Origin of the sequence: Prosthecobacter sp., assembly GCF_044226605.1 — a bacterium.
Taxonomy (GTDB): domain Bacteria; phylum Verrucomicrobiota; class Verrucomicrobiia; order Verrucomicrobiales; family Verrucomicrobiaceae; genus Prosthecobacter.
This window is the reverse complement of record NZ_JBGAGS010000022.1, coordinates 115181-138301: the sequence shown is the minus strand read 5'-3', so window position 1 is coordinate 138301 and position 23121 is coordinate 115181. Positions and strand designations below refer to the sequence as shown.

Genomic DNA, 23121 nt, shown 5'->3' with positions numbered 1-23121 from the left:
GTCTTTGACGGCGAAGATGCCTGCCATCTTGAACGCGTTTTCGTTGGAGTCCACTTCGTGGCTCGACCCATCGACCAGGTCGATGTGCATGTCGATCACCGGGTAACCGGCGATGATGCCGTTGAGAGCGGCTTCGATGCAGCCTGCCTTGGCTGGGTTGATGAATTCTTTCGGAATGGTACCACCGACGACCTTGTTTTCGACGACGATGCCGGAGCCCTTTTCACCAGGGCGCACCTTGATGACGACGTGGCCATACTGACCGCGGCCACCGGACTGCTTGACCAGCTTGCCTTCGCCATCGGCTTCCTTCGTGAGGGTTTCGCGGTAGGCGATCTGTGGCTTGCCAGTGTTGGTTTCCACCTTGTGCTCGCGCTTGAGGCGGTCGCAAAGAATTTCCAAGTGAAGCTCGCCCATGCCGGCGATGATGGTCTGGCCGGTTTCTTCGTCGGTCTTGACGAAGAAAGTAGGATCTTCTTCGGAGAGGCGCTGGAGGGCGTTGCCCATCTTTTCCTGGTCGCCCTTGGTCTTTGGCTCGACGGCCATCGAGATAACCGGTTCTGGGAAGGTTGGCGGCTCAAGCTGAACTTCGAGGCTCTCATCGCAGAAGGTGTCGCCAGTGCGGACGTCCTTCACACCCACGAGGGCGGCGATATCGCCAGAATAGCAGGTGTCGATGTCCTTATGGACGGCGGCTTGAATCTGGATCAAGCGGCCCACACGCTCGGACTTGCGGGTGCGGGGATTGTAGATCGTGTCACCTTTGGAAACCTTGCCGGAATACACACGGAAGAACACGAGACGGCCAAACTTGTCGGACCAGAGCTTGAAGCCGAGAGCGATGAACTTGCCGTTGTCGTCCGGCTTGGCTTCCACGATGTTTTCGGGTTCGTCCACCACGGTGCCCTTCTGGGCTTCGATGTCGAGCGGACCGGGGAGATAGTCGATCACTGCGTCGATCAGATACTGCACGCCCTTGTTCTTGAAGGCGGAGCCACCAGCCATCGGGATGATCTTGTTGGCGATCACCGCGCGGCGCAGGCCGGCTTTGAGTTCTTTCGGGCCGATGGGCTGTTCTTCGAGGAACATCATGCCCAGTTCTTCGTCGTTGCTGCAGACAGCGTCGAGAAGCTCATCATAGGCGGCCTTGGCCGTGGCAACCTCGTCACCTTCGAGGTCACGCACATTATACTTGGAGCCAAACTTTTCGTCGTCAGAATAGATGATGGACTTCTGGTTCACCACGTCGATCTGGCCGATGAGGTTGTCCTCAGCACCAATCGGAATCAGAATCGGAAATGCAGGAGCACCCAGCTTCTTGCGCACATCGTTGACCACGTTGGCGAAGTTGGCGCCGGTGCGGTCCATTTTGTTCACGAAGGCGATACGAGGCACACCATACTTCTCAGCCTGGCGGTACACCGTTTCAGACTGGGGCTGCACACCAGCCACGCCGCAAAGCACGAAGATCGCGCCATCGAGCACGCGGAGGGAACGTTCCACTTCAGCGGTGAAGTCCACGTGTCCGGGGGTGTCGATGATGTTCACGCGGATGTCTTCCAGCTCGCGGCTCTTATAAATGCCGGCTTCCTTCAGCTGCTTCCACTTGGCAGTCACAGCGGCGGAGGTGATGGTGATGCCGCGCTCCTTTTCCTGCTCCATCCAGTCGGTGGTGGCAGCACCGTCATGCACTTCACCGATCTTGTGGATCATGCCGGTGTAGAACAGAATACGCTCTGTCAGGGTCGTCTTGCCCGCGTCGATGTGGGCGCAGATCCCGATGTTACGGGTGCGCTCAAGTGGGAATTCGCGGTTGGGGGAATTGGGGTTCGACATGGGGTCGTTAAAACGTAAAGGGGACGAGAAAGTAAATCGGAGGTGAATTAGAAGCGGAAGTGAGCGAACGCGCGGTTCGCCTGTGCCTGCTTGTGGACGTCGTCGCGCTTGCGGACGGCATTCCCCTGCCCTTGTGCGGCGTCCTTCAGCTCATTGGCCAGTGCGCGGTGCATTGCCTGGCCCTTGCGGCCGCGGGCGAAACCAACGATCCAGCGCATGGCCAGGGATTCCTGACGGCGGGGGGAAACTTCAAGCGGCACCTGGTAGGTGGCACCACCCACACGGCGGGCCTTGACTTCCACGCGTGGCTTCGTGTTCTCAATCGCACGGTTGAAGAGCTCAAGAGGATCGACACTGTCGGTCTTGTCGTTGAGCGCCTCAATGGCGGAGTAGACGATGCGCTCGGCGAGCGACTTCTTGCCATCAAGCATGATGTTGCTGATGAGGGCTGCGACGAGTTCGCTGTCGTAGCGGCTGTCCTTGCGAACCTCTTTGTTATAAACGCGTTTTCTGCGGGCCATGACGGTATGAGATAAAGGGTGGGGTCAGAGAAAATTATTTCTTCTTCGCAGCAGCTGCGGCGGCGCCAGCCTTCGGACGCTTTGCACCATACTTGGAACGGCCACGACGACGGGCGTCAACGCCAAGGCAGTCAAGCGTACCGCGGACGATGTGGTAACGCACACCGGGCAAGTCTTTCACACGACCACCACGGACGAGCACGATGCTGTGCTCCTGAAGATTGTGACCTTCACCACCGATGTAGGCGATGACTTCGTAACCGTTGGTCAGACGAACTTTGGCCACCTTACGAAGAGCGGAGTTTGGCTTCTTCGGGGTGCGGGTCATCACCTGAAGGCAGACGCCGCGACGCTGCGGGCACTTTGCAAGCGCAGGAGACTTCGACTTTACCGCTTTGTCTTTGCGGCCGTGTCTGACGAGTTGATTGATGGTGGGCATGGTGTGAAAGAGCTGTGATCCTTGGCTTATCGGAGCCAGTATCAGGAGACAGCGCGCCATGCTCACAGTGAGCATACGCAGACTTTTCCGGTTCTGGTTCCGATAATGAAGAGCCTCCGTGGAGGTTCTTTATTTGCCAGCTTCATGGGGGAGGCTGGGCCTTGGGAGCGCGCATTCTGGCGAGTCCCCGAGACCCCGCAAGCTCTTTTTAAAGCTTTTTGAAACATTTATTCCCATTTTCAGGCCGAATACCCCTTCCATTGTGAAGAACTTGCTCTGCCAACGTCGTTTTCGCTCCCCTTGAGCCCTCCCTGGGTCCTTCTTGCATGTTTCTATGCCGGACTCTCCCACGGTCTCGTGCGAGATCCGCGCCATTTGCTTCCCCCGCCTCTCCGCTCCACATTTCCGTCTCATGCGCCCGATTCCGTTTTCCTGCCTCCTGCTGCTCCTGTCGGCCATTCCTCTGTTCTCCCAGCAGCCCGCCGCTCCGGACCGCAAGCTCGAGTCTCTCCTTCTCATGCCCGAGCCGAAAGCTATGCGCGGCCCCTACTCCATCACGCTGCCCAATTCTCAGGAGACCGTTCTCACCTGCTTCCGTGAGTCCACCACCGCCCTCACTGGTGTGGAGGTGCATTCAGAAGAAAGCTTCGCCAAGCTGGGCCTCAGCGTCGAATCTTTCGCCGCCCGCGCCAAGTCCGCTGCAGACAAACGCCTCCTGCAGATCAAACCCGAGCTCATCAAAGGAGACGACGGCAAGATCGCCTACGCGGTTTATCGCGGTGAGTCCTCCCTCTACGCCACCCTGCTGGTGGCTCCTTCCCTGCCCAAAATTTTTGCCGAACTCTTCGGCCCGGAGATCTGGGTGGCCGCGCCTGACCGCCACGCTCTGTATGTCTTCCCCGCCAACGCAGAACTCCTTCAAGACTTCGCCGACGACCTCGGCACGAGGTACACCGGCGATCCCTACGCCGCGAGTTGCGAGGTGTTTGCACTTAAAGCCGGCAGCGAGCCCCGTGTCGTCGCTTCCTTCGCCGGATACGCTCCTTAGCTGGAGAACGCGCCAGGAGACAACGGCACGGTTGGGCGCCGATGCCCCCTTGGGAGGTCCCTTTACCCTTGCTGAGGCCCCATCAAAAAAAAGCTGCTTATGAATTGAACGGCCGGCTGGCTGGAAGGTTCCATATCCTCCAGTGCTCCGAGACCCATCCCCATCACTTCAGCCAGGCGACATCCGATGATGACCGAAGCCGAAGTCGTCACTGCCATGCGCAATCACCTGGAGGGCCTCTTCCCCCTTACCTGCCCCTTGTGCCAGCGCGAGTATCCCACCTTTCGTGAGTACCTTCAAAACACCGAGCACCAGGGCGATGCCATCCCCTACGACGCCGAACTCGGCAACTGGCAGCCCCTCCGCCCCGTCGGCACTGTCTCCCTGGCCAACTGCCGTTGTGGCAACACCCTCACCCTGAGCTCAAACGGCATGCCCCTCCTCCAGCTCTGGCCCCTGCTCAACTGGGGGCGGGTGGAAAGTCAGAACCGCAACCAAACCCCACGCGAACTCCTCAACTATCTCCGCGAAAAAATCTGCGATCAAGTGCTGGCGGAGGCGGCATGACCGCTTTGCCTCCACATCTGCAGCCCCGGCCCGTTCTCACACTTCCTTCATTCGCAGGAGCTAGGAAGGCCGAGCCGTCCCTCAAAGAAAACACAGGCTGTCGTCACCCCCTTCCAATGAGCCGGGGCCACGTCTGCCGAACCTACACGGCTCAGGGTTCCCCATCCCATCTCCATCGCCCCATTTCAAGCACCATCCACCCATCCATCACTCCTCACCATCACCTCACGGCCCGTCAAACACCAGTCCCCCCTCATCCGCCCTTTCCTTCGCCGCCCCCTTCTTATGCTGCAGCCCTTCCGCACGGCGCCTCCGCGCCTCGGCAAAGAACTCCTTCAGGATCCGCACACAGTCGTCATTCAGCACCCCCGGAGTAATCTCTGTCCGGTGATTCAAATTCGGCGCCTGCAGGAGGTTCCAAAATCCACCTGCCGCCCCACCCTTGACATCCGGACAGCCAAAGATCACCCGCCGTACACGGCAGTGCATGATCGCCCCCGCACACATCGGGCACGGCTCCTTCGTCACATACAGATCACAATCCGTCAGCCGCCAGTCCCCCAGCGCGCTCTCCGCTTGCGTCAGCGCCAGCATCTCCGCATGCGCTGTGGCATCCTTCAGCGTCTCCACCTGATTCCACGCACGGCCAATGATGCTGCCCTGATGAACAATCACCGCGCCAATGGGCACCTCATCCTGCTTCGCCGCCTTGCGTGCCTGCCGCAGCGCCTCGCGCATGAAATGTTCGTCGTCGAAAGGATTGATGATCAGAGGCTCGTCCACGGCGTGTTGTAACCGCACAACTTGAAACTTGAAACTTGAAACTTGAAACTTGAGACCTTGCCCCTTTAAGAAGAAGGCATGCATCACACCACAAACCTCATCCTCCCTTCCCTGCTCGCCTCTGACTGGTCGAAGATCGACTCCGAAGTCAAACGCGCCTCAGCTGCCGGAGCCCAGTGGCTGCACCTCGATGTCATGGACGGCAGTTTCGTGGACAACATTTCCTTTGGCCCGCAAATGGTGCAGACCGTCCGCAAATGCACAGACATGTATCTCGACGTGCACCTCATGATCCACCGGCCGGATCACTACCTGGAGCGCTTCATCAAAGCCGGTGCCCAGAACATCACCATTCACGTTGAAGCCACCTACGACACCAGCGTCGCCGAAACCCTCAAGCGTATCCGCGCCGCCGGCTTGCACTGCGGCCTCGCCCTGCACCCCAGCACCCCCTTTGAGGCCGCCCTGCCCTACGTGCAGGACATCGACCTCCTCCTCATCATGACCGTCGTCCCCGGCTTCGGCGGCCAGCCCTTCATGGAAAAGGAAACCATGCCCAAGCTCGCCGCTGCACGCGACTACCGCGACGCCCACGGCCTCAAATTCCACCTCGAAGTGGATGGCGGCATCTACACCAACACCGCCCCCATCGCCAAACAGCACGGCGCCAACCTCTTCGTCTGCGGCACCTCCTCCTTCGGCCCGCCGGACATGAAGCAAGCCATGCAGGATCTCGCCGGCTCCGTGGCATAGAGTCTCACAGACCGCTTCATCGATCTCACGACTGGCAGCTATCCTGTTCAGTCCTGCCTTATCGCGGCCTGTCCCATCACATCAGCCTCCCGCTCCAGCCCTGCATCGTCATTCACCAGCACGCTGCCTTTGAATTGCCCCCGGGGCCTTACCCGGCACTCCGCCTGCTGCACCACATGCCACGCTTCATGCGGCAGATGATTTTCCTGCCCTTGAGCAAAGTGGATGTCGTCCCCCTGGGCATAAGCGTGGGCGTTGAGCTGCGCGGGTTTGGCAGAGTTACGGTGAACTTTCACGCCATCGAGCGAGAGGCCGGAGAGAGCCTCGACGCCCTCCTTGAGTTTGTCGGGCAGACCTGTGTGATTCGCTGCGTTCATGATCGGGACTTTTTGCGGCTTCAAAGATATGCAGAACCTATCTTGAGACGGACAAGTGTAAAATCTCCTTTGAGTTTGGGCCGCGCTGAGACAACCGTCATGCCGCCCTGCGGGCCTCACTGAACGCGTCCTCTGCTATGGTTTAAAAAATCGGGATCACACTGCTCCTACAACGCTCCACATCCCCGAGAGGGTTCGAACCAGAGACAGGACGCCCCCTTCTCCGCAACGCTCATGCGGCTCAATGCTCATCTGCCCCATGATTTTCAACCATGCATCACCCCGCGCGCCCTTCCTTCCCCAGTTCTCGCTTCAGACCGCACCGGATGTCTTTCAGATGGATCACACGTGGCCCTCGCTCGATGGCTTTGAGCGCGCAGTAGCGCACCACGTTCACGATCTGGCCACCGGTCACTTCATACTCGCGCGCCAGATCTTCGAGCTGCACCTCAGGCTCCAGTGTGAGGCCAGGCGGGAAAGCGCTCTCCCACAGGCGGCGGCGCTGGGTGCGGTCCGGCGGCGCAAAGTAAATGCTTCCTTGGAGGCGGCGTGAAAAGGCCGGGGCCAGATTCGCGCGAGAATGGCTCGCGAAAATCACCAAACCGGGGAAGTCCTCAACGCGTTGCAGCAGGCAGGCCACCCCTAGATTGGCGTCGCAATCATTCGACTGCGGCGTCTGAGTCCGTTGGCCAAACAATGCATCCGCTTCGTCAAAGAAGAGAATCCAGTTCTTGTCCGTGGCCTGATCAAACACGCCGGCCAGATTCTTTTCCGTCTCGCCGATGTATTTGGAAACCACCTGCGACAGGTCGACGCGACAGACATCCACACCCTGCGACTGCCCCAGCAGGCAAGCCGTGAGCGTCTTGCCGGTGCCGGGCGGGCCGTGGAAGAGAACCTTATACCCAGTCGAGATCCGCCGACCGAGGCCCCACTCATCGAGCAGCGTCCTGCCGTGCTTCGCCCACGAGTTGATTTCCACCACCTGCGCCATCACATCCGGCGTGAGGACGAGATCATCCCAGGTCAGATGCGTCATGAGGCGCTTGGCCGGAAAATCGGTGCTGAAGTCCGGCTTCTGTTCTTCACCGCTGATCATCCGCCGCAGAAAAGCCGGGGCAATCATGAGGCCGCCACACTGCGGCGGCTCATTTTCCGCCGGACGCTGATAGCGCAGGATGTTTTCGCGGTAGAGGCAATGCTCCGGCTCCAGCAGCGGCAGCAGGCTGAACCTCAGTGCGAGATCAGTGCCTGCGAGCAAAAACAAGGCCGTTTCTCCCGTGGGCAAAAATCCACGATGCGTGGTGCCTTTGATCCCGCCGAATTCGGTGAGGTGTTCCCGTTCCGCCGTGTGATGAAGAAAGATGTCGAGAATCTGCGGCGCAACGATAGGTGCGAGCGCGAGCGCCAGCAGCAGGCGCTCCTCGTGCTTCATCTTCAGGCGCAAAATGAGATCCCCGAAGGCATGCGCTCCTGGCTCATAAGAAGGCGGCGGCGGCGTGGGTGCTTCAGCAGCGGAGATGCCCTTAAAGTAGGCAGGCAGCCGGATTTCAATGTACTGCTCCAGCCAGGCCATCTCACGGCCGGCCACGGTGGCGAAATCGAGGCTTTCCGGATGGCCCTCTTTCGGCCTGTCTTCGGGACTGTGTTTGGTTTTCATCAGGATCAAATTTCAGACCCAGTCCACATACAAGGGATCAGCCATCCACAGCGACTTGATCACGGCAAAGCTCCATGGGATCGAGGACATGAGCACATCAATGCCACGGTGCTCAATCGTGAGCAGCCAGCAATCCTCCCCTCGGGTGAGTTTACCAAGTCGCCAGAGGAAGGAGGCGCGAAAGCCGTCAATGGAGACATTGCCCACAACTGGCCAGTTCTGAATGGCACTGCAGGAGCATCTGCGTGTGCGTACGATCCTGCTCCGCCAGACCGTCTTCACGCACCACAGGGATGTCCGGCGCGAGTCCGCAGAGTACCTTGTTCAGGATCAGCGCCTGCTCCGGCACCGCAGCCTCCTCGGTAACGACGGCCTGGAGCAGATGCACCCCGCGCTCCGCCGCCGCGTGATCTCGGAAGCGACCCTTTTCGAGCAGGCCATGCTTCTCGTGCAGCTTGCCAAAGAACGGCGAGAGGATCACCAGCCCAGCATTATCAATGTCGTATGAGTCTCCCGTATTCACGGCGGCACGATACTATCAAAACACCCAAAGCAGCCCCCGTTATCGTGATTCATTGGAATAAGAAAAAAGGGCGGGAGCGTAAACTCCTGCCCCTTCGTGGTGGGTGTAAATGCTTTGCTACTCCAGCGGCGGTGTGGGCGGCGGCTTGGCCGCCTTCGGAGCCGGCGCCGGTGCTTGGGCCACAGGCGCGGCGGCAGCATCGCTATGATTCTCATCATGATGGTCGTCATCATGGTGATCGTCATTCTCGTCATGCTTGTCCTCACGCGGGTCATGCCCCTCGTGATGCTCGATTTCGTGATGCTCCGTGACTCCTTTGAGGTGCGTCTTGAACTTACGGTGGCGCTGGCGCTCCGGCAGCGGGCTCAGCTGCATGTTGATGTTACGGCCGGCCATGCGCGGATCCTGGTCAACGTGCCCCATGGTGATGAGATCTTCTTTGATCTTCTTGGCAAGCTGGTGGCCGAGCTCCTGGTGCGCCATCTGGCGTCCGCGGAACTGCAGCTGAATGCGCACCTTGTGCCCTTCTGCCAGGAAGTCTTCCGCGTGCGTGATCTTGATCAGGTAGTCATGCGGGTCGATGCCGATGCGGAATTTCATTTCCTTCACCTTGCCGCCCTTCTGGTGCTTATGAGCCTCCTTCTTGTGCTTCTCCTGGATGTATTTGTACTTCCCGTAGTTGACGATCTTGCACACGGGCGGGTCCGCGTTCGGCGCCACTTCCACCAAGTCCAGACCGCGTTCTTTCGCGATTCGAATCGCCTGAGACGTCGCCAGGATGCCCAGCTGATGATGGCCATCCTCCTCAACCACGCGCACCTTCGGCGCACGGATGCGCTCGTTCACACGGGTCTGATCCACAAAACGACCGTTCGGACGATCCCGGCCGCCTGGGCGGTTACCACCACCTGGACGGAAGCCACCACCTGATCCCTGATAGCCACCTGCGGGGCGCGGAGGCCCGCTTGGACGTGGGGCACCCATCGGTGGCCCGGCCGGGCGCGGTGCCGAGTTCGCTGGGCCTGACGGACCTGCTGGCCTCGGCGGACCGCCTGTGCCTTGGTTTTGCTGGGGACGTGGCGCAAAATTGCCGCCGCTCAACTGCTGGAATGGATTGCTTATGGGATACCTCCGGGTGTGTTCAGAACTCCAGGCCGCCGTGTGGCAGGCACCTGGAAAAGGGTTTGGGAAAAGCGCGCTGAAAAAAACATCATGATCAGCGCGGACTCGCTTCCAGCACGCACGCGCTCGCCTTCTCCCGTTCATGCGGGGTGTGTGGGCGCGTCAAAAATAAAATCATGCTGAGAAAAAAATCGAAAAAGAGCGCTTTCTGTGAAAGCCGCTGGCAGAGCCTATGGACTCAAACGCTCGCCATAGGTAACGACTTTCATGACTTTCAGCAAGCCGATTTATTTTCTTGCGACATTTCCTAAACCAGTTCTTAAAAAAATGGTCATTTTGACCGGCGAGCGCAGCGGCCTCAGTGGCAAGGCGGGAGCGCCATCTGCTATTTGAGATAACAGGCAAGCGACCAACGCAGCCAATGGGGCATCTCCCCCCGCCCGGGCAATGTGACAAGATTTTTAAGAGTTGGTCTAATGATCTTTGCCACAGACCTGGCACATGAAACGGTTCGCCCGGTTCGGGATCTCATAGCTCTGCCCGCGGCAGAACGGGCAGGTCACGGAAACGCAGTTTCTCACAAACCAGCGTGTCGCCATTCCCACCCCCAGCCCGCCCACCAGCATGGTCACCAGCGGCGGGATGTGGTGCTTTTCCAGAAAGTTCCACATCAGCAGCGTGAGCCCGCAAAAGGCGCCCGCCGCGAGCATGGGCCCGAAAAAGCTGAGTACAAAATGGCGCGAAGAAGTCATTCGATAGGGGATAATCTCACGCCTTCACTGCGTTCTGCAAGCCCTCACGCATCACCTCCAGCGGGGCAGGCTGGCCAAACCAGTGCTCAAAGGAGATCGCCCCCTGATGCAGCAGCAGCGTCAGACCATCCACGGTTTGGGCCCCTGCCACATGCGCATCCGCCAGAAGGGTGGTTTCTCCTCCAGCGCGATAGACCATGTCAAAGACAAGATGCCGCGCTTCCACCGCATCAGAGGGAAGCAGCCGGGCGTCATCGGCTTTCATTCCCAGAGAGGTTGCATTCACAATCAGGTCGGTGTCTGCCAGTGCTTCTCTTAAGGCCTCATCCTCCCACGGCCGGACGCACACATCAGGGCTGCCCCCGAGAGCTCCAATTTCCGCAGCCACGGCTTCCGCCTTCGACCGGGATCGATTCACCAGCGTCAGCTTTGGGCAGCCGCTGAGCGCGCTCTGCACCGCCACCGCCCGGCCGGCGCCACCACCTGCTCCGAGAATCAGCACTCGCAAATCTTGAATTTCCGCGCCAAAGGCCTCCCTCACGCTTCGCAGAAAGCCCGGGCCGTCGCTGTTGTAGCCATGCAGCCTGCCCTCGCGAATGGCAAGCGTATTCACCGCGCCGAGCTGTTTCGCCAGAGAGTCGAGCACATCCACCGCATCCAGCGCTTCAAATTTGTGGGGAATGGTGATGTTCACGCCGAGGAAGCCGCAGGCGGCAAACTGCCGGAACGCCTCCGCCACCCGTCCCACCGGCACCTGCACCCGGATGTATTGCGCGTCCTTCCCGCAGGCTTTCAGCGCCGGGTTGTGCATCTGCGGGCTGCGTGAGTGGCCGATCGGATCGCCGATCACCGCCAGTCGTGCAGGCGGCGCAAAGCGCCCCGCCACCGCGTCCCAGTTCATCAAATCTTCAAACGTTAAAAAATCTCCCACGCCGCAGACATGCCGCAGAACCACCGCCTGTCAAAGCAGCCCGCAATTTTCCCGCTCGACATCCCGTTCCATCCACGCTGCAATCAGCACTCCCAACCAATACTCCCCCTCTTTAACACTCCAGCCCATGCGACTCCTTTTCCCCCTTCTCACTCTCACCGTAGGCGCCGCCCTCTTTCTGGCCCAGGCCGCGGACACCACTGTGAAGCCACTGCGCGTCCTCATCGTTGCCGGCGGCTGCTGCCACGAATATGACAAGCAGCACATGGTGCTTAAAGATGGCATCGAAGCGCGTCTCAACGCCATCGTCGATGTCGCCTACAACCCCGACAAGTCTACCAAGGCCACCTTTGAAATCTACCAGGCCAAGGACTGGTCCAAGGACTTCGACGTCATCGTTCACGACGAATGCAGCGCGGACGTGACGGACCCCGCCTATGTGAAAGCCATCCTCGATGCCCACAAGGCCGGCAAGCCCGCCGTCAATCTCCACTGTGCCATGCACAGCTACCGCTGGGGCAACTTCCGCGAGCCCGTCAAAGCCGGCTCCGACAACTCCGGCTGGTATGAAATGCTCGGCCTCCAGTCCACCGGCCACGGCCCTCAGCAGCCCATCGACATCTCCTTCACCGACACCACCCACCCCATCACCAAGGGCCTCGAAAACTGGACCACCATCAACGAGGAGCTGTACAACAACGTGCAGATCCTCACCGGCAAGGCTCTCGCCAGCGGCCATCAGGTCGTTCCGCCCAAAGCCAAAAAGGGCGAAACCCTCCCACCCGATGCCAAACCCACCGAAGCCTCCAGCGTCGTGGCCTGGACCAATGAATACGGCCCGAACAAGACCAAAATCTTCTCCACCACGATCGGCCACAACACCGCCACCGTCGCAGACGCCCGTTACCTTGAACTCGTGACCCGCGCCATCCTCTGGACCACCGGCCACATCGACGAAAACGGCAAAGCCCTGCCAGGTTACGGCAAATAAGGCACACTCCATCCCAACCTTTGCGAATGCCCGGCGGTAGCACCACCGGGCATTTTGCATTTTAATCCTCAGTTTCCCGCCACGATCAGCGTTCTAGCCATCTCCACATGCGTCACTTCCCTCTCATCCTTCTCACGGCGATCTCGGTTTTCCCTGCTTACGGAGACCCCGGCCACTCTGCCAATGGTGAAGCCTTCAACGAAGGTCCCCGCCAGGCGGCCGTTCTCATGCCGGGGTGCGGAGACATCCATTTCCCCATCAGCTCCAAAAAACCCGACGCCCAGAAGTTCTTCACCCAGGGTGTCGGCCAGCTCCATGGCTTCTGGTATTACGAAGCTGAACGCTCCTTCCGTCAGGTGGCTGCCATCGATCCCGAATGCGCCATGGCCTACTGGGGTATGTCCATGGCCAACGTGAACAACGAGCGTCGCGCCAAGGCCTTCATCAAAAAAGCCGCCCCCCTCAAGTCCAAGGCCACCCCTCGCGAGCAGAAGTGGATCTCCACCCTCGAAAACCTCTACCGCGATGACGACAAGCGCGACAAAAAGCAAAAGAGCCTCGACTGCATCAAGGACTTCGAAACTCTCGTGCAGGACGACCCCAAGGACATCGAGGCCAAGGCCTTCCTCGTCTGGCGTGTCTGGTTCTCCCGCGATGAAGCCCCCATCTCCAGCCTTCAGGCTTTGGATGCATTGATCGACCAGATCTTCGCCGCCTCCCCCAACCATCCTTCCCACCACTACCGCATCCACCTTTGGGATCAGAGCAAACCCATCCTCGCCCTCAAATCCGGCGCCCTCTGCGGCCAGTCCGCCCCCGGCATCGCCCACATGTGGCACATGCCCGGCCACACCTTCTCCAAATTGAAGCGCCCCGACGACGCCGCCTGGCAGCAGGAGGCCAGCACCCGGGTCGATCACGCTTACATGATCCGCACCTACATTTTGCCGGATCAGATACACAACTATGCACACAATGAGGAGTGGCTGACCCGCACTTTCAACGACCTCGGCCGCGCCAAAGACGCCGCAGCCCTCGCCCGCAGCCTCATCGCCATCCCCCGCCACCCCGCCTACAACACCCTCGAAAAACCCAGCACCTCCTCCAGCTACGGCAGAACCCGTTTGATCGAAACCTACGTCAAATGGGAGCAATGGAAGGAAGTCAAAGACTTCACCCTCACCCCCGCCGGCCAGACCACCCACGACATCACCCGCCTCCGCGCCCTCGGCATCGCCTCCTACTACCTCAAAGACACCCCAGCCCTCGTCGCCGCCCTCAAGGACCTCGAAGCCGTCAAGATCGACACCAAAGCCCCCCCTCCTGACACTACCAAAACCCAGCCTCTCCCCGAACCCAAGAAATCCCCTCCCACAACCGCCGGCACCCCACCGCCGAAGAAGCCCACCAAGCCGGAAGTGAAGGCAAAATCAAACGCCATCGCCGAACTCAAAGCACTCGTGGCGCTCAGTGACACCACGACGCGCCCTGCCGAAACCACCAAGCTGCTCTCCGACCTCAAGACCACTGACGTCCCCAAAGAGCGCCTCGCGCGCTACTGGCTCAAGCTCGACGACAAAAAACAAGCCGAAGAACTCACCAAATCCTTCACCCCAGACCTCGTCGGCCTCGCCACCAAAACTGAAATCCTGCAGGAATGCGGCAAAACCGAAGAAGCAAAGAAGGCGTTTGCGGAAACCCGCAAGCTGGCCTTTGCCATGGATCGCGATCTGCCCATCACCAAGCGCCTCGATGCCCTCGCCAAAACCTTTGGTATTCAAGGCGATTGGCCCGCTGCCGCCCCAAAACGCACCGACAGCGGCACCCGCCCCGAAATCACCACCCTCGGTCCCGTGCACTGGCACGCCCCCGACGCTCCCGTTTTCGAAGCCCTCACTCTTGAAGGCAAGCCGGTCAAAAGCACCGACTTCACCTCAAAGAAACCCACCCTCTTCATCTTCTACCTCGGTCATGACTGCGGTCACTGCGTCGAGCAGATGCAGGCTTTCTCCAAAGCGGTGGCCGACTTTGACAAGGCGGGCATTCAGCTCGTCGCCATCACCCTGGAGAAACCTGAAGCCGCCTCAGGCATACGCGCCAAGCTCAATCTCAAAGAAGGCCAGCCCCTCCCCTTCCCCATCCTCAGCGATGCCAGCCTGGCCTCCTTCAAAAAGGTGCGCGCGCATGACGACTTCGAAAACGAAAACCTCCACGCCACCATTCTCATCGACACGAACGGCAAGCAGCGCTGGCAGGACATCAGCTTCGACCCCTTCAAGGACGCAAAGTTCGCCCTGGAGGAATCAAAGCGCCTGCTGCAACTCGATGTGCCAGCCGTCACCAAGGCGCATGCCAGTGAGTGAGTTTGCTTTTCCGCATCCGCAGCGTTGCCGCCTTCGGCATTAGCCGTTAAGACAGGGCATGATTTCCCATCGTGTTTTTCTTCGTGCTGCAGCCACATGCGCCGTGCTGCTTCTTGCTTCGTGTGAGATGCCTGCTCCGCAGGCTTATCAGCAACAGCAGCAGGGCTATCAACAGCCGCAGGCGTTTATGCTGGGGATTGATGTGCTGGCGTCGCGGGGATTTGATTTGATTCGCGGGAAGCGGGTGGGGCTGATCACGAACCAGACGAGCATGACGGGGCGTGGGGAACGGACGCGCACGGCGATGCAGCGGGCGCTGGGGCCAAACCTGGTGGCGCTTTATGCGCCGGAACACGGCATCGACGGCACCATTGGCGCTGGCCTGCATGTAAGCACGCGACGCGACAATGTGACGGGGCTGACGGTCTATTCGCTGTATGGCCCCACGCGGAAGCCGACACCTGCGATGCTGGCACCGATTGATGTACTGGTGTTTGACCTGCAGGACATTGGCTGCCGCAGCTACACCTACATAAGCACGATGATCGTGGCGATGGAGGCCGCGGCGGAGTGTGGGAAGCAGTTTGTGGTGCTGGACCGCCCCAATCCCATCGGTGGCTGGCGGGTGGAAGGGCCGCCGCTGGAGGCCAAGTGGAAGTCGTTTGTGGGGCAGATTCCGGTGCCTTATGTGCATGGCATGACTGCGGGAGAGCTGGCCATGATGGCGGCGGGGCGTGGCTGGATGGCAAGGGTGCCGAGGCTGGATGTTGTGAAGATGCAGGGCTGGACCCGTGGCATGACCTGGCAGGACACCGGACTGCACTGGTATCAGACCTCCCCGAACATTCCGCACGCCACCTCCCCGTTCTATTACGTGGCCACGGGTATCCTCGGTGGTGCCACGTCGGTGGACATCGGCATCGGCAGTGAAAATCCATTTGGCTATGCAGGTGGAAGCGGAGTGAACCCGCAGGCGCTCTATGCCTACTGCCAGCGCCTGAACACCCCAGGAGTAAGCTTCTCGCCTTACTCAAAGGATGGTTTCGGCGGAGTGCGGCTGAACATTTCCCCGCGCGCGACGGCGGACATTACAGCACTGGATGTGCTGCTGCTGGCAGAGATCAACCGCCAGACGGGCGGCAAAGTGATCGGGCGCATGAGCGGTTCAAAGCTGAACCTGTTTAACAAGGTGTACGGGAGCGAGTCACTCTACCATGACCTGCGCCGCGGCGTTCCGGCGATGAGCATCGTTTCCCGCTGGCAGGGATACAACCAGAGCTTCCGCTCTCAGAGACAGCGCTTCCTACTCTACCCCTAACCACGCCAGCGGTAGCCGACGCCGCGCACGGTCTCAATGATCTCTTCGCTCTCGCGCTCGATCTTTTTGCGCAGCTTGGCGATGTGCTGGTCCAGCGTGCGGCTTTCCGGCATGTAGTCGAGGCCCCAACAGACATCCAGCATGGTATCCCGGCTAAGCACCTGGCCGGCGCGCTCGTGGAGGAGCTTGAGGATGGACACTTCACGCGGCGTCAGGTCCATGCTGCCGGCATCACGCTGGGCGCGCAGTTCGGCAGGAAACACGCGCAGAGGGCCGAGCTGAAAGCTGACGGCAGCCGTTCTGGCCGTCTGCGTACGCCGCAGGGCTGAACCGATGCGGGCGATCAGCTCATGCTTGCCGAAGGGCTTGCGCACAAAGTCATCGGCCCCGAGGCGGAGGCCGACTACAACATCAATCTCTTCGCTCTTGGCGGACAGAAAGAGGATGGGGACCGTCGAGTCTGCCGCACGCACGCGGCGGCAGACTTCGTAGCCATCGATGCCGGGCATCATGATGTCGAGGCAGAGGAGGTCGGGCTTGTGCTTCTGCCAAAGGGTCAGCGCCTGCTCGCCATCGTGTGCCAGCAGCGTGCGAAAGCCTTCAGGCTGCAAACAGGCGGCGAGGCTTTCGAGGGTGACTGGATCGTCTTCGGCGAGGAGGATGGTCATGGAGCAGAAATGAAGAAGTCAGGAAGTGGTCAGGAGGTCAAGATGGAGCTCGAAGCACGCACCTTTCTCACTCGGAATGAGCTTTAACGTGCCCCCCATGCGCTCAGCGAGATCTCGCGCAATGGCAAGCCCAAGGCCAGCGCCGCTGACACCGGCTTTGACGCGATCATCGATGCGATAAAAGGGTTCAAAAACACGCTCGGCTTCGCCAACAGAAATGCCAGGGCCGCCATCGGTCACAGTAAGGGTGAATTCATTAGCGGTCTGCCGTGTGTGCAGAGTGGCTGCAGCGTGAGGGGCGTATTTCTCCACATTCGAGAGGAGATTTGCAATGATCTGCGCCAGGGCGTCGGCATCCAGCAAAGCTTCGGGCCTTTCGCCTTCGTGAGTACGGGTGAGAGGAATGTCACGACGCCGAAGGGCGGCCTCAAACTGCCGCGCGGTGCCGTCCGCAATGGCGGCAGGACTGCATGGGGAATTGTTGAGTTTCAGGCGGCCTTCCTCCCGCCGGGAGAAGGTGAGCACGTTCTCGATGAGGCGGCTGAGACGCCCGGCTTCTTCACGCACGAGAGAAAAGCGGCCAACTGAGGCGTCCGGAACGGAGTCTTCAATCACATCCAGATTGAGGAGGATGTTTGTCATGGGGGTGCGCAGCTCATGGGAAACGCGGTTCACAAACGAAACCCGCTGTGCCGCGAGGAGAGCGGCGCGACGCTGCTGGGCGCTCATCCAGATGCCACAGCCTGCCACGAGTACGGCCAGGGCAAGTGAGCCGGCAAGAGTGGGCAGGTGATAAGTCGTTTCCACGTCTCGCTCATCCCACGAGACTACCTGCCAGTTGCCAAAGCGTGAGCTGACCGGTGACAGCACATCGGGCTGACGTGAAGGCAAAACGCCGATTGAGCGCAGGATTTTGCCCTGAGAATCCTGCACGGCGTCTGGGCCGCCCAGTTTTGCCACGGAGCGAAAGCCTTCTTCCAGCCAGGTGTGGAAATGGCCCGTCATGGCAGTGCCGACCGCTTCCCGGTTGATCAACATGACCACTGCGGTTCCGAGCGTCTGCACATAAAACATCAGCGGTTTTCCGGGCTCATCGATCCAGCCGGAAGTCCGGCCGCCAGCATCGCGAAACAGCCGTTTGGGATCCAGCAGCACGCGTGGGCGAGGGATGCCGCGCGGCTCTTTTTCGAGCGTCGGCTCGGGCAGCGGCGGAGTCGTCGCAGGGAGGAGATTCAGCTGCGTTTCCGGACTGGCGCTTTTCCAAAACAGCCAGGCGATGTGCTGTATGCCCTCGATGTTTTGAGCCTGTCGCCTCGCGGTTTCGAGATCGCTCCAGCTGTGGGTGAGCAGCTCGCCCGTGGTTTGAAGGTGCGCCTGATAGAGATCCTCCAACTTGCGCGCCTCGGCCTGCAATTCGCCTCCCAGCGCCTGCTGCGTCTGGCGGTCGCGCTCACGCCGCACTTCCACTTCGCGCCTGGACACCAGCACGCCGCCTGCAGCGATGCAGACGGCGAGCGCGAGCATCATGCCAAGCACCATGCCCGCGCTCGATACTGGGGAGCTTTCGTGCGCGTCCGTTTTCATTCCAGGTTCACATCCATGAACAGGAGCCACATGCGGCCGGTGTCTTTGTGGCCGAGGGCGCCGGTTTCACCCGGTGGATTGAGGGTGCTGATCAAATGGGTGGTGCCGACGAGCTGCGCGTAGGAGGTGTTGACCCTCTGGCAGGAAAACACGGGGATCTCTGGGTAGTGCTCATTCCAATTTTCGCCCTTAAGGTTGCCCGACATGGTGACGAATTCAGGGACGAGGGTGAGATCGGCAGTCGCACCATCCGGACCGATGACCGCCTCCACCTCCAGACGAAAGCCGAGGGAACGATTTTCAAAGGCGGTGGTTCCAGCCAGCGCCGCGGGTATCTGCGGCTGCACCTGCTCTTTCGGATCCTTGGCAGGCTGAGCAGCGACCGCTTCGGTAGGCGGGGAGAACGAGGTGCCGTAGGTGTAAAGGACACCCGATTCATGCGAGGCACGCACCGCCGGCTTCACATTGATCGTCGCAATGTGCTCGAGAGCGGCGGCTTTGGATGCGAGCATGGGTTTCAATTCCGCCATGCATGCGGCCCCTTGCGTGCCGTGCTTTTTGAGAAGTTCCCAGCCTTTGGCGCGATCGAGAGAGATCACACGGGCAGTGAGCATCACGTTGCCTTCCGTCACGGCTGCAGGTGCCTTGGGGGCGGGGAGAGGGACGACCTGGGCGGTGGCGAACAGCAGGGTGGTGAGGCCTGGCTCAGGACTGTTGAGGGTGGCCAGAAGCGTGGGAGAACCGGGAATGAAGCGGCTGGAGGAGGTGCGCTTGCGAGAAAAGAAATTCGCCACAGGCACTCCCATGAGGGTGGTGTCTGCCTTGACCACACGCAGCCCCTGGAGCTGATCCCGTGAGAAATCATAGGTGACATCGATGGTGCCGTTGTCGCTGTTCAAAACGGTCTCGTATTCGAATCGATCCCCCAGCGGACGCATCTCCAAGGCGGTGGGATATTGGAACCCTTTGAGATCAGCGGGGGTCCATTCCGTGGGATGGATCAGTTCATCCACACTTTCGAGGATGGTGCGCATACCGCTCTTGCCTGTGACCCAATGGCAGCCGTCGAGCCTGGCGCTGCCGGATTTCACGGCCTCCAGCGCCTTCTGATAGAGCTTGTCTCGGCCCTCGGGGGCATCGAGCAGGGCTGCGTAGTCGGCTTGGGGCAGCGTGAAGGTTTCGAGCAGGCACTGGATGTTTCGGGGCCTGTCCTCCGGCACGGCGGGTGCTGCAGCGGTCTGCTTGTCTTTGACGAAGGGGTCTTTGGGTTTGTCTTGAGCAGTGAGCAGGCTGGCGCTGGCAAGAAGGAGCAGGTAGAGGTGGAGTTTCATGGTGCCAGGAGAGTGGCGCATGGGTGGGAGCTTGCGTCAACGCTGCATGATGGCAGTGTAAAAGTTCTGTCAAAAGGCCGAAATCCGTGCTTATGACTGCCAGTCCGTTACAAAACAACCATGGAAGACCTCGAAATAGCACGCGCCTGCGCCCTTTACGCCGATGACAAAAAAGCGGAGAACATCCGCATTCTGGACCTGCGCGGTCTCTCCCCCATCTCGGACTACTTCGTGCTCGTCACCGCCATGTCCACGCCGCAGCTGCGCGCCGTGCGAGATGAAATAGTGGAGCGGATGAAGGAAGAGCACAAGATGCCGCCGACTGTTAAAGATGGCAATTTCGAGAGCCAGTGGATCATCCTCGTCTATGGCAGTGTCATGGTGCACATCCTGACCCCGGAAAAGCGCGAATTTTATGCCTTGGAAGAACTGTGGGGAGATGCACCTGAAATGGAGCTGAACATTGCAGCGCCTGCGCCACCACCTGAAGAGCTAAAGCCGAAGGCGGTGAAGAAGGTGGCTGCCAAGAAAGCTGCGGTGAAGAAGGTGGCTGCCAAGAAAGCTGCGGTGAAGAAAACGGCTGCAAAGAAAGCACCCGCGAAGAAGGCAGCGAAGAAGAAGTAGCTTTTAAAGCACCTGCCCGTCGGCAAGCGCGCCGGCGGGGAGCATGACTCCCGAAATAACCCACGATGAGGGAGCGGCAACGGCATGACGCTTCCCCAAGTATCCGTTGTGGGGTAAAGCGTGAGTCCATGTGTTAAAAGACAGCGCTGATCGACGGGCAGGAGTGCCCATCGTACTTCAGAGGCAAGCGGGACGCTTGCACTACGAGGTCGGATTCGCTAAAACAGCATGCATGTCTGCCCGCATCCTGCTTGTTCTCGTTTCCTGCGCCCTCAGCGTGGTCACCGGCCTCGTGATCGCACGTGGTGGGGCCAATGATGCTGAAGCACGGATGCGAGTGGCCACGGAAGTGATCAAGCAGGTTCGCGGCCAAAAAGATCCGGAGACCGCAATCCAGGAGCCGCCTGCGAAAAGCAACCGGCTGGTCATTGGCCTCTCGATGGACACGCTCAAGGAGGAACGCTGGCAGGGGGATCGTGATCTTTTCACGGCCAAGGTGCAGGCTGCAGGCGCGGAGGTGAAAGTGCAGTCCGCCAACAGCAACGACGTCATTCAGCTGCAAAACGTGGAAAGCCTGATCACGCAGAAAGTGGACGCACTGGTGATCATTCCCCATGATGGCGCGGCGATGGCCAAGGCGGTGAATCTGGCCCACGAAGCCGGAATTCCGGTGCTTTCCTACGACAGGCTGATCACCGGGTGTGACCTCGACCTTTACCTGACTTTTGACAATGTGAAGGTGGGCGAACTGCAGGCGAAATTTCTCGCGGATCGCATTCCCGCAGGCGGCAAGCTGAGGCTCGTCCGCATCTACGGAGCGAAGACGGACAACAACGCCAAGCTTTTCAAGCAAGGGCAGGACAACATCCTACAGCCGCTGATCGCCGCAGGCAAAGTGGAGGTTCTGTTTGAAGACTGGGCGGAGGACTGGAAGCCGGAGAGCGCCAAGAAGATCACCAATGCCGCCATCACCAAAAACGGTCCGAACTTTGATGCGATTCTGGCCAGCAATGACGGCACGGCGGGAGGTGCCATCCAGGCGCTGACGGAAGAAGGACTCGCGGGCAAGGTCATCGTCACCGGACAGGATGCCGACCTGGCCGCGTGCCAGCGCATTGCTCAAGGCACGCAGGCCATGACGGTGTACAAGCCGATCCAAAGCATCGCCACCAAGGCGGCAGAGCTTGCCTTGAAACTCGCACAAAGAAAACCGCTGGTGGCGCGGGACGCGATTTCAAACGGCCAGGTGGATGTGCCCTCCGTTCTCCTGGACATTGTGGCAGTGACCAAGGAAAACTTGAGAGAGACTGTCGTGAAGGACGGTTTTCGTAAAGAGGCAGAGGTCTTCCCATCCACCCAGCAATGATCCTTCGCGCACAAAACATCACCAAACGCTTTCCCGGTGTCACAGCACTGAAGGACGTGTCCTTTGATTTGCAAGCCGGCGAAATCCACGCGCTATGCGGCGAAAATGGCGCGGGCAAAAGCACGCTGATCAAGCTGCTCTCCGGAATTCATCCCCACGGCAGTTACGAGGGCAGGTTTGAGGTAAGCGGCGAGGAGGCAAGATTTTTCACCATCAAAGACGCGGAGAAGGCGGGCATCGCTGTGATTTACCAGGAACTGGCGCTGGTGGAGGAGATGACGGTGGCGGAGAACATTTTTCTCGGTCGTGAGCCGCTGCGCTGGGGAATGTTTATCGACTGGCCGCGGATGTACCGTGAGGCGCAGGCCTTGCTGAACCGGTTCAAGGTGAATCTGGATCCAGGGGCGCCGGTGCGCACGCTGGGGGTGGGACAAAAGCAACTGGTGGAAATCATCAAGGCGCTGGCCAAGGATTCCAAGATTCTCATTCTGGATGAACCCACGGCGGCGTTGGCCGAGCATGAGGTGCTGATCCTGCTGGAGATTTTGCGTGATCTCCGCAGCCGAGGTATCGGATGCATCTACATTTCACACAAGCTGGATGAAGTGTTTGGGGTTTCAGACCGCATCACGGTGCTGCGCGATGGCACGACGGTTTGCACGACCAAGGCTGCTGAAACCAACAAGGCGGAAGTCATTCGCCAGATGGTGGGGCGTGAGATTGGCGATCTTTTCCCACGCCGCTCCACACATCCAGGCGAAGTCATTCTTCGGGTCGATTCCCTGGCGGTGGCGGATGCCGAGACGGGTGCAGCGAGGCTGCACGACATCAGCTTTGAACTGCGTGCCGGTGAAGTTCTGGGCATCGGCGGCCTGATGGGTGCGGGGCGCACGGAATTGCTCATGCATCTGTTCGGAGCCTGGGGACGCGGTGTTTCGGGAAGGATGGAACTGCGGGGGCAGCCGCTCAATGGTCTCACGCCGGAGACGATCATCCGGCGCGGGCTTGTGCTGGCCTCCGAGGACCGTCGGCGCTATGGCCTGCATTTGGAACAAGAGATCGGTTTCAATCTATCGCTCTCATCGCTGGCCAGCATCACCCGTGGAGGATTCATCCAGCGCAATGCGGAGATCCGGCGCAATCAGGGCATCTTCGATTCGCTGCGCGTGAAGGCCACCGGGCTGGAGGCTGTGGTAGGCAAGCTCTCCGGCGGCAACCAGCAGAAGGTGGTGCTGGGCAAAGCGTTGCTCACAGAACCTTCGGTCATCATGCTGGATGAACCCACACGTGGCATCGATGTGGGAGCCAAGCTGGAGATTTACGAGATCATCAATCAGCTCACGGCGGCGGGCAAAGCAGTGATCCTGGTTTCGAGCGAGCTGCCGGAGCTCATCGGCATGAGCGACCGGATTTTGATGCTCAACGCGGGACGCGTGGGCGGCTTCTTCTCGCGCAACGAGGCCACGCAGGAAAAACTCCTGGCCGCGGCCATGGGGCATGCGGGCTGAATCTTTTGAAAAGCGCTGCGCTTTTGCGCGTTCGAAGTACAGCATTTCCAACCACT

Annotated in this window: 21 protein-coding genes and 1 pseudogene; 9 read left to right on the top strand and 13 right to left on the bottom strand. The window is 59.8% G+C overall.

The window, feature by feature from the left end; genetic code table 11:
* The 3 genes from fusA to rpsL form a co-directional block, all read right to left on the bottom strand.
* A partial coding sequence (gene fusA, locus ACILSO_RS25905; RefSeq protein WP_395740379.1) for an elongation factor G occupies positions 1-1836 on the bottom strand: 1836 nt, incomplete at its 3' end.
* Positions 1837-1883: 47 nt separating this feature from the next.
* A complete protein-coding gene (gene rpsG, locus ACILSO_RS25900; RefSeq protein WP_395740378.1) occupies positions 1884-2357 on the bottom strand; it encodes a 30S ribosomal protein S7 in 474 nt (157 codons plus the stop codon).
* A 34-nt stretch (positions 2358-2391) separates the two neighbouring features.
* Positions 2392-2796 (bottom strand): 30S ribosomal protein S12, encoded by a 405-nt coding sequence (rpsL, locus tag ACILSO_RS25895; protein WP_395730645.1) that lies wholly within the window; start codon positions 2794-2796, stop codon positions 2392-2394.
* 412 nt (positions 2797-3208) lie between these two features.
* Here rpsL and ACILSO_RS25890 point away from each other — a divergent pair, with 412 nt between their 5' ends.
* Both ACILSO_RS25890 and ACILSO_RS25885 read left to right on the top strand, forming a co-directional pair.
* Entirely contained in the window at positions 3209-3844 is a 636-nt protein-coding gene (locus ACILSO_RS25890; protein WP_395740377.1) for a hypothetical protein, read from the top strand.
* Between the two features lie 186 nt (positions 3845-4030).
* Complete coding sequence (locus tag ACILSO_RS25885; RefSeq protein ID WP_395740376.1) at positions 4031-4411, top strand: hypothetical protein; 381 nt, start codon at positions 4031-4033, stop codon at positions 4409-4411.
* 225 nt (positions 4412-4636) lie between these two features.
* On the opposite strand, the gene tadA is transcribed toward ACILSO_RS25885, so the two are convergent.
* The gene (gene tadA, locus ACILSO_RS25880; protein ID WP_395740375.1) at positions 4637-5194 is read right to left on the bottom strand and encodes a tRNA adenosine(34) deaminase TadA; all 558 of its coding nucleotides are present in this window, start codon (positions 5192-5194) and stop codon (positions 4637-4639) included.
* A 78-nt stretch (positions 5195-5272) separates the two neighbouring features.
* Between tadA and rpe the strand changes: the two genes are divergently transcribed.
* On the top strand, positions 5273-5947 hold the full coding sequence (rpe, locus tag ACILSO_RS25875; RefSeq protein WP_395740374.1) for a ribulose-phosphate 3-epimerase: 675 nt from the start codon (positions 5273-5275) through the stop codon (positions 5945-5947).
* Between the two features lie 47 nt (positions 5948-5994).
* Here the strand turns inward: rpe and ACILSO_RS25870 are convergent, their stop codons facing one another.
* The 6 genes and pseudogenes from ACILSO_RS25870 to aroE all read right to left on the bottom strand — a co-directional run bounded on the left by ACILSO_RS25870 (position 5995) and on the right by aroE (position 11282).
* Positions 5995-6324 carry a DUF4157 domain-containing protein gene (locus ACILSO_RS25870; protein WP_395740373.1) on the bottom strand — a complete coding sequence of 110 codons (330 nt, stop codon included), beginning with the start codon at positions 6322-6324 and terminating at the stop codon, positions 5995-5997.
* Between the two features lie 277 nt (positions 6325-6601).
* Entirely contained in the window at positions 6602-7984 is a 1383-nt protein-coding gene (locus ACILSO_RS25865) for an ATP-binding protein (RefSeq protein WP_395740372.1), read from the bottom strand.
* Between the two features lie 12 nt (positions 7985-7996).
* A pseudogene (locus tag ACILSO_RS25860) lies at positions 7997-8465 on the bottom strand (contractile injection system tape measure protein).
* Positions 8466-8624: 159 nt separating this feature from the next.
* On the bottom strand, positions 8625-9353 hold the full coding sequence (gene infC, locus ACILSO_RS25855; RefSeq protein ID WP_395740371.1) for a translation initiation factor IF-3: 729 nt from the start codon (positions 9351-9353) through the stop codon (positions 8625-8627).
* A 749-nt stretch (positions 9354-10102) separates the two neighbouring features.
* Entirely contained in the window at positions 10103-10381 is a 279-nt protein-coding gene (locus tag ACILSO_RS25850; RefSeq protein WP_395740370.1) for a hypothetical protein, read from the bottom strand.
* 16 nt (positions 10382-10397) lie between these two features.
* Positions 10398-11282 (bottom strand): shikimate dehydrogenase, encoded by an 885-nt coding sequence (gene aroE / locus ACILSO_RS25845; RefSeq protein ID WP_395740369.1) that lies wholly within the window; start codon positions 11280-11282, stop codon positions 10398-10400.
* 157 nt (positions 11283-11439) lie between these two features.
* On the opposite strand from aroE, the gene ACILSO_RS25840 reads away from it, so the two are divergent.
* The 3 genes from ACILSO_RS25840 (at position 11440) to ACILSO_RS25830 (ending at position 15984) form a co-directional block, all read left to right on the top strand.
* The gene (locus tag ACILSO_RS25840) at positions 11440-12303 is read left to right on the top strand and encodes a ThuA domain-containing protein (protein WP_395740368.1); all 864 of its coding nucleotides are present in this window, start codon (positions 11440-11442) and stop codon (positions 12301-12303) included.
* Between the two features lie 107 nt (positions 12304-12410).
* A complete protein-coding gene (locus tag ACILSO_RS25835) occupies positions 12411-14666 on the top strand; it encodes a peroxiredoxin family protein (protein ID WP_395740367.1) in 2256 nt (751 codons plus the stop codon).
* Positions 14667-14724: 58 nt separating this feature from the next.
* Positions 14725-15984 (top strand): exo-beta-N-acetylmuramidase NamZ domain-containing protein, encoded by a 1260-nt coding sequence (locus tag ACILSO_RS25830; protein ID WP_395740366.1) that lies wholly within the window; start codon positions 14725-14727, stop codon positions 15982-15984.
* Here ACILSO_RS25830 and ACILSO_RS25825 read toward each other — a convergent pair.
* The 3 genes from ACILSO_RS25825 to ACILSO_RS25815 are packed head-to-tail and all read right to left on the bottom strand — an operon-like array spanning position 15981 to position 19567.
* Positions 15981-16652, bottom strand: coding sequence for a response regulator transcription factor (locus tag ACILSO_RS25825; protein ID WP_395740365.1), 672 nt, complete (start codon positions 16650-16652; stop codon positions 15981-15983). The two genes, ACILSO_RS25830 and ACILSO_RS25825, sit on opposite strands and share 4 nt — an antisense overlap.
* Before the next feature lie 18 nt (positions 16653-16670).
* On the bottom strand, positions 16671-18236 hold the full coding sequence (locus ACILSO_RS25820) for a sensor histidine kinase (protein ID WP_395740364.1): 1566 nt from the start codon (positions 18234-18236) through the stop codon (positions 16671-16673).
* On the bottom strand, positions 18233-19567 hold the full coding sequence (locus tag ACILSO_RS25815; RefSeq protein WP_395740363.1) for a hypothetical protein: 1335 nt from the start codon (positions 19565-19567) through the stop codon (positions 18233-18235). Before ACILSO_RS25815 ends, ACILSO_RS25820 begins: the two co-directional genes overlap by 4 nt.
* Positions 19568-19687: 120 nt before the next feature.
* Between ACILSO_RS25815 and rsfS the strand changes: the two genes are divergently transcribed.
* From rsfS to ACILSO_RS25800, 3 genes are all read left to right on the top strand, one after another.
* Positions 19688-20191 (top strand): ribosome silencing factor, encoded by a 504-nt coding sequence (gene rsfS / locus ACILSO_RS25810; protein ID WP_395740362.1) that lies wholly within the window; start codon positions 19688-19690, stop codon positions 20189-20191.
* A gap of 232 nt (positions 20192-20423) precedes the next feature.
* Entirely contained in the window at positions 20424-21557 is a 1134-nt protein-coding gene (locus ACILSO_RS25805) for a sugar ABC transporter substrate-binding protein (protein ID WP_395740361.1), read from the top strand.
* Positions 21554-23065: a sugar ABC transporter ATP-binding protein gene (locus ACILSO_RS25800; RefSeq protein ID WP_395740360.1), complete on the top strand. Its 1512-nt coding sequence runs from the start codon at positions 21554-21556 to the stop codon at positions 23063-23065. The genes ACILSO_RS25805 and ACILSO_RS25800 overlap by 4 nt, the downstream gene beginning before the upstream one ends.
* Positions 23066-23121 lie beyond the last annotated feature (56 nt).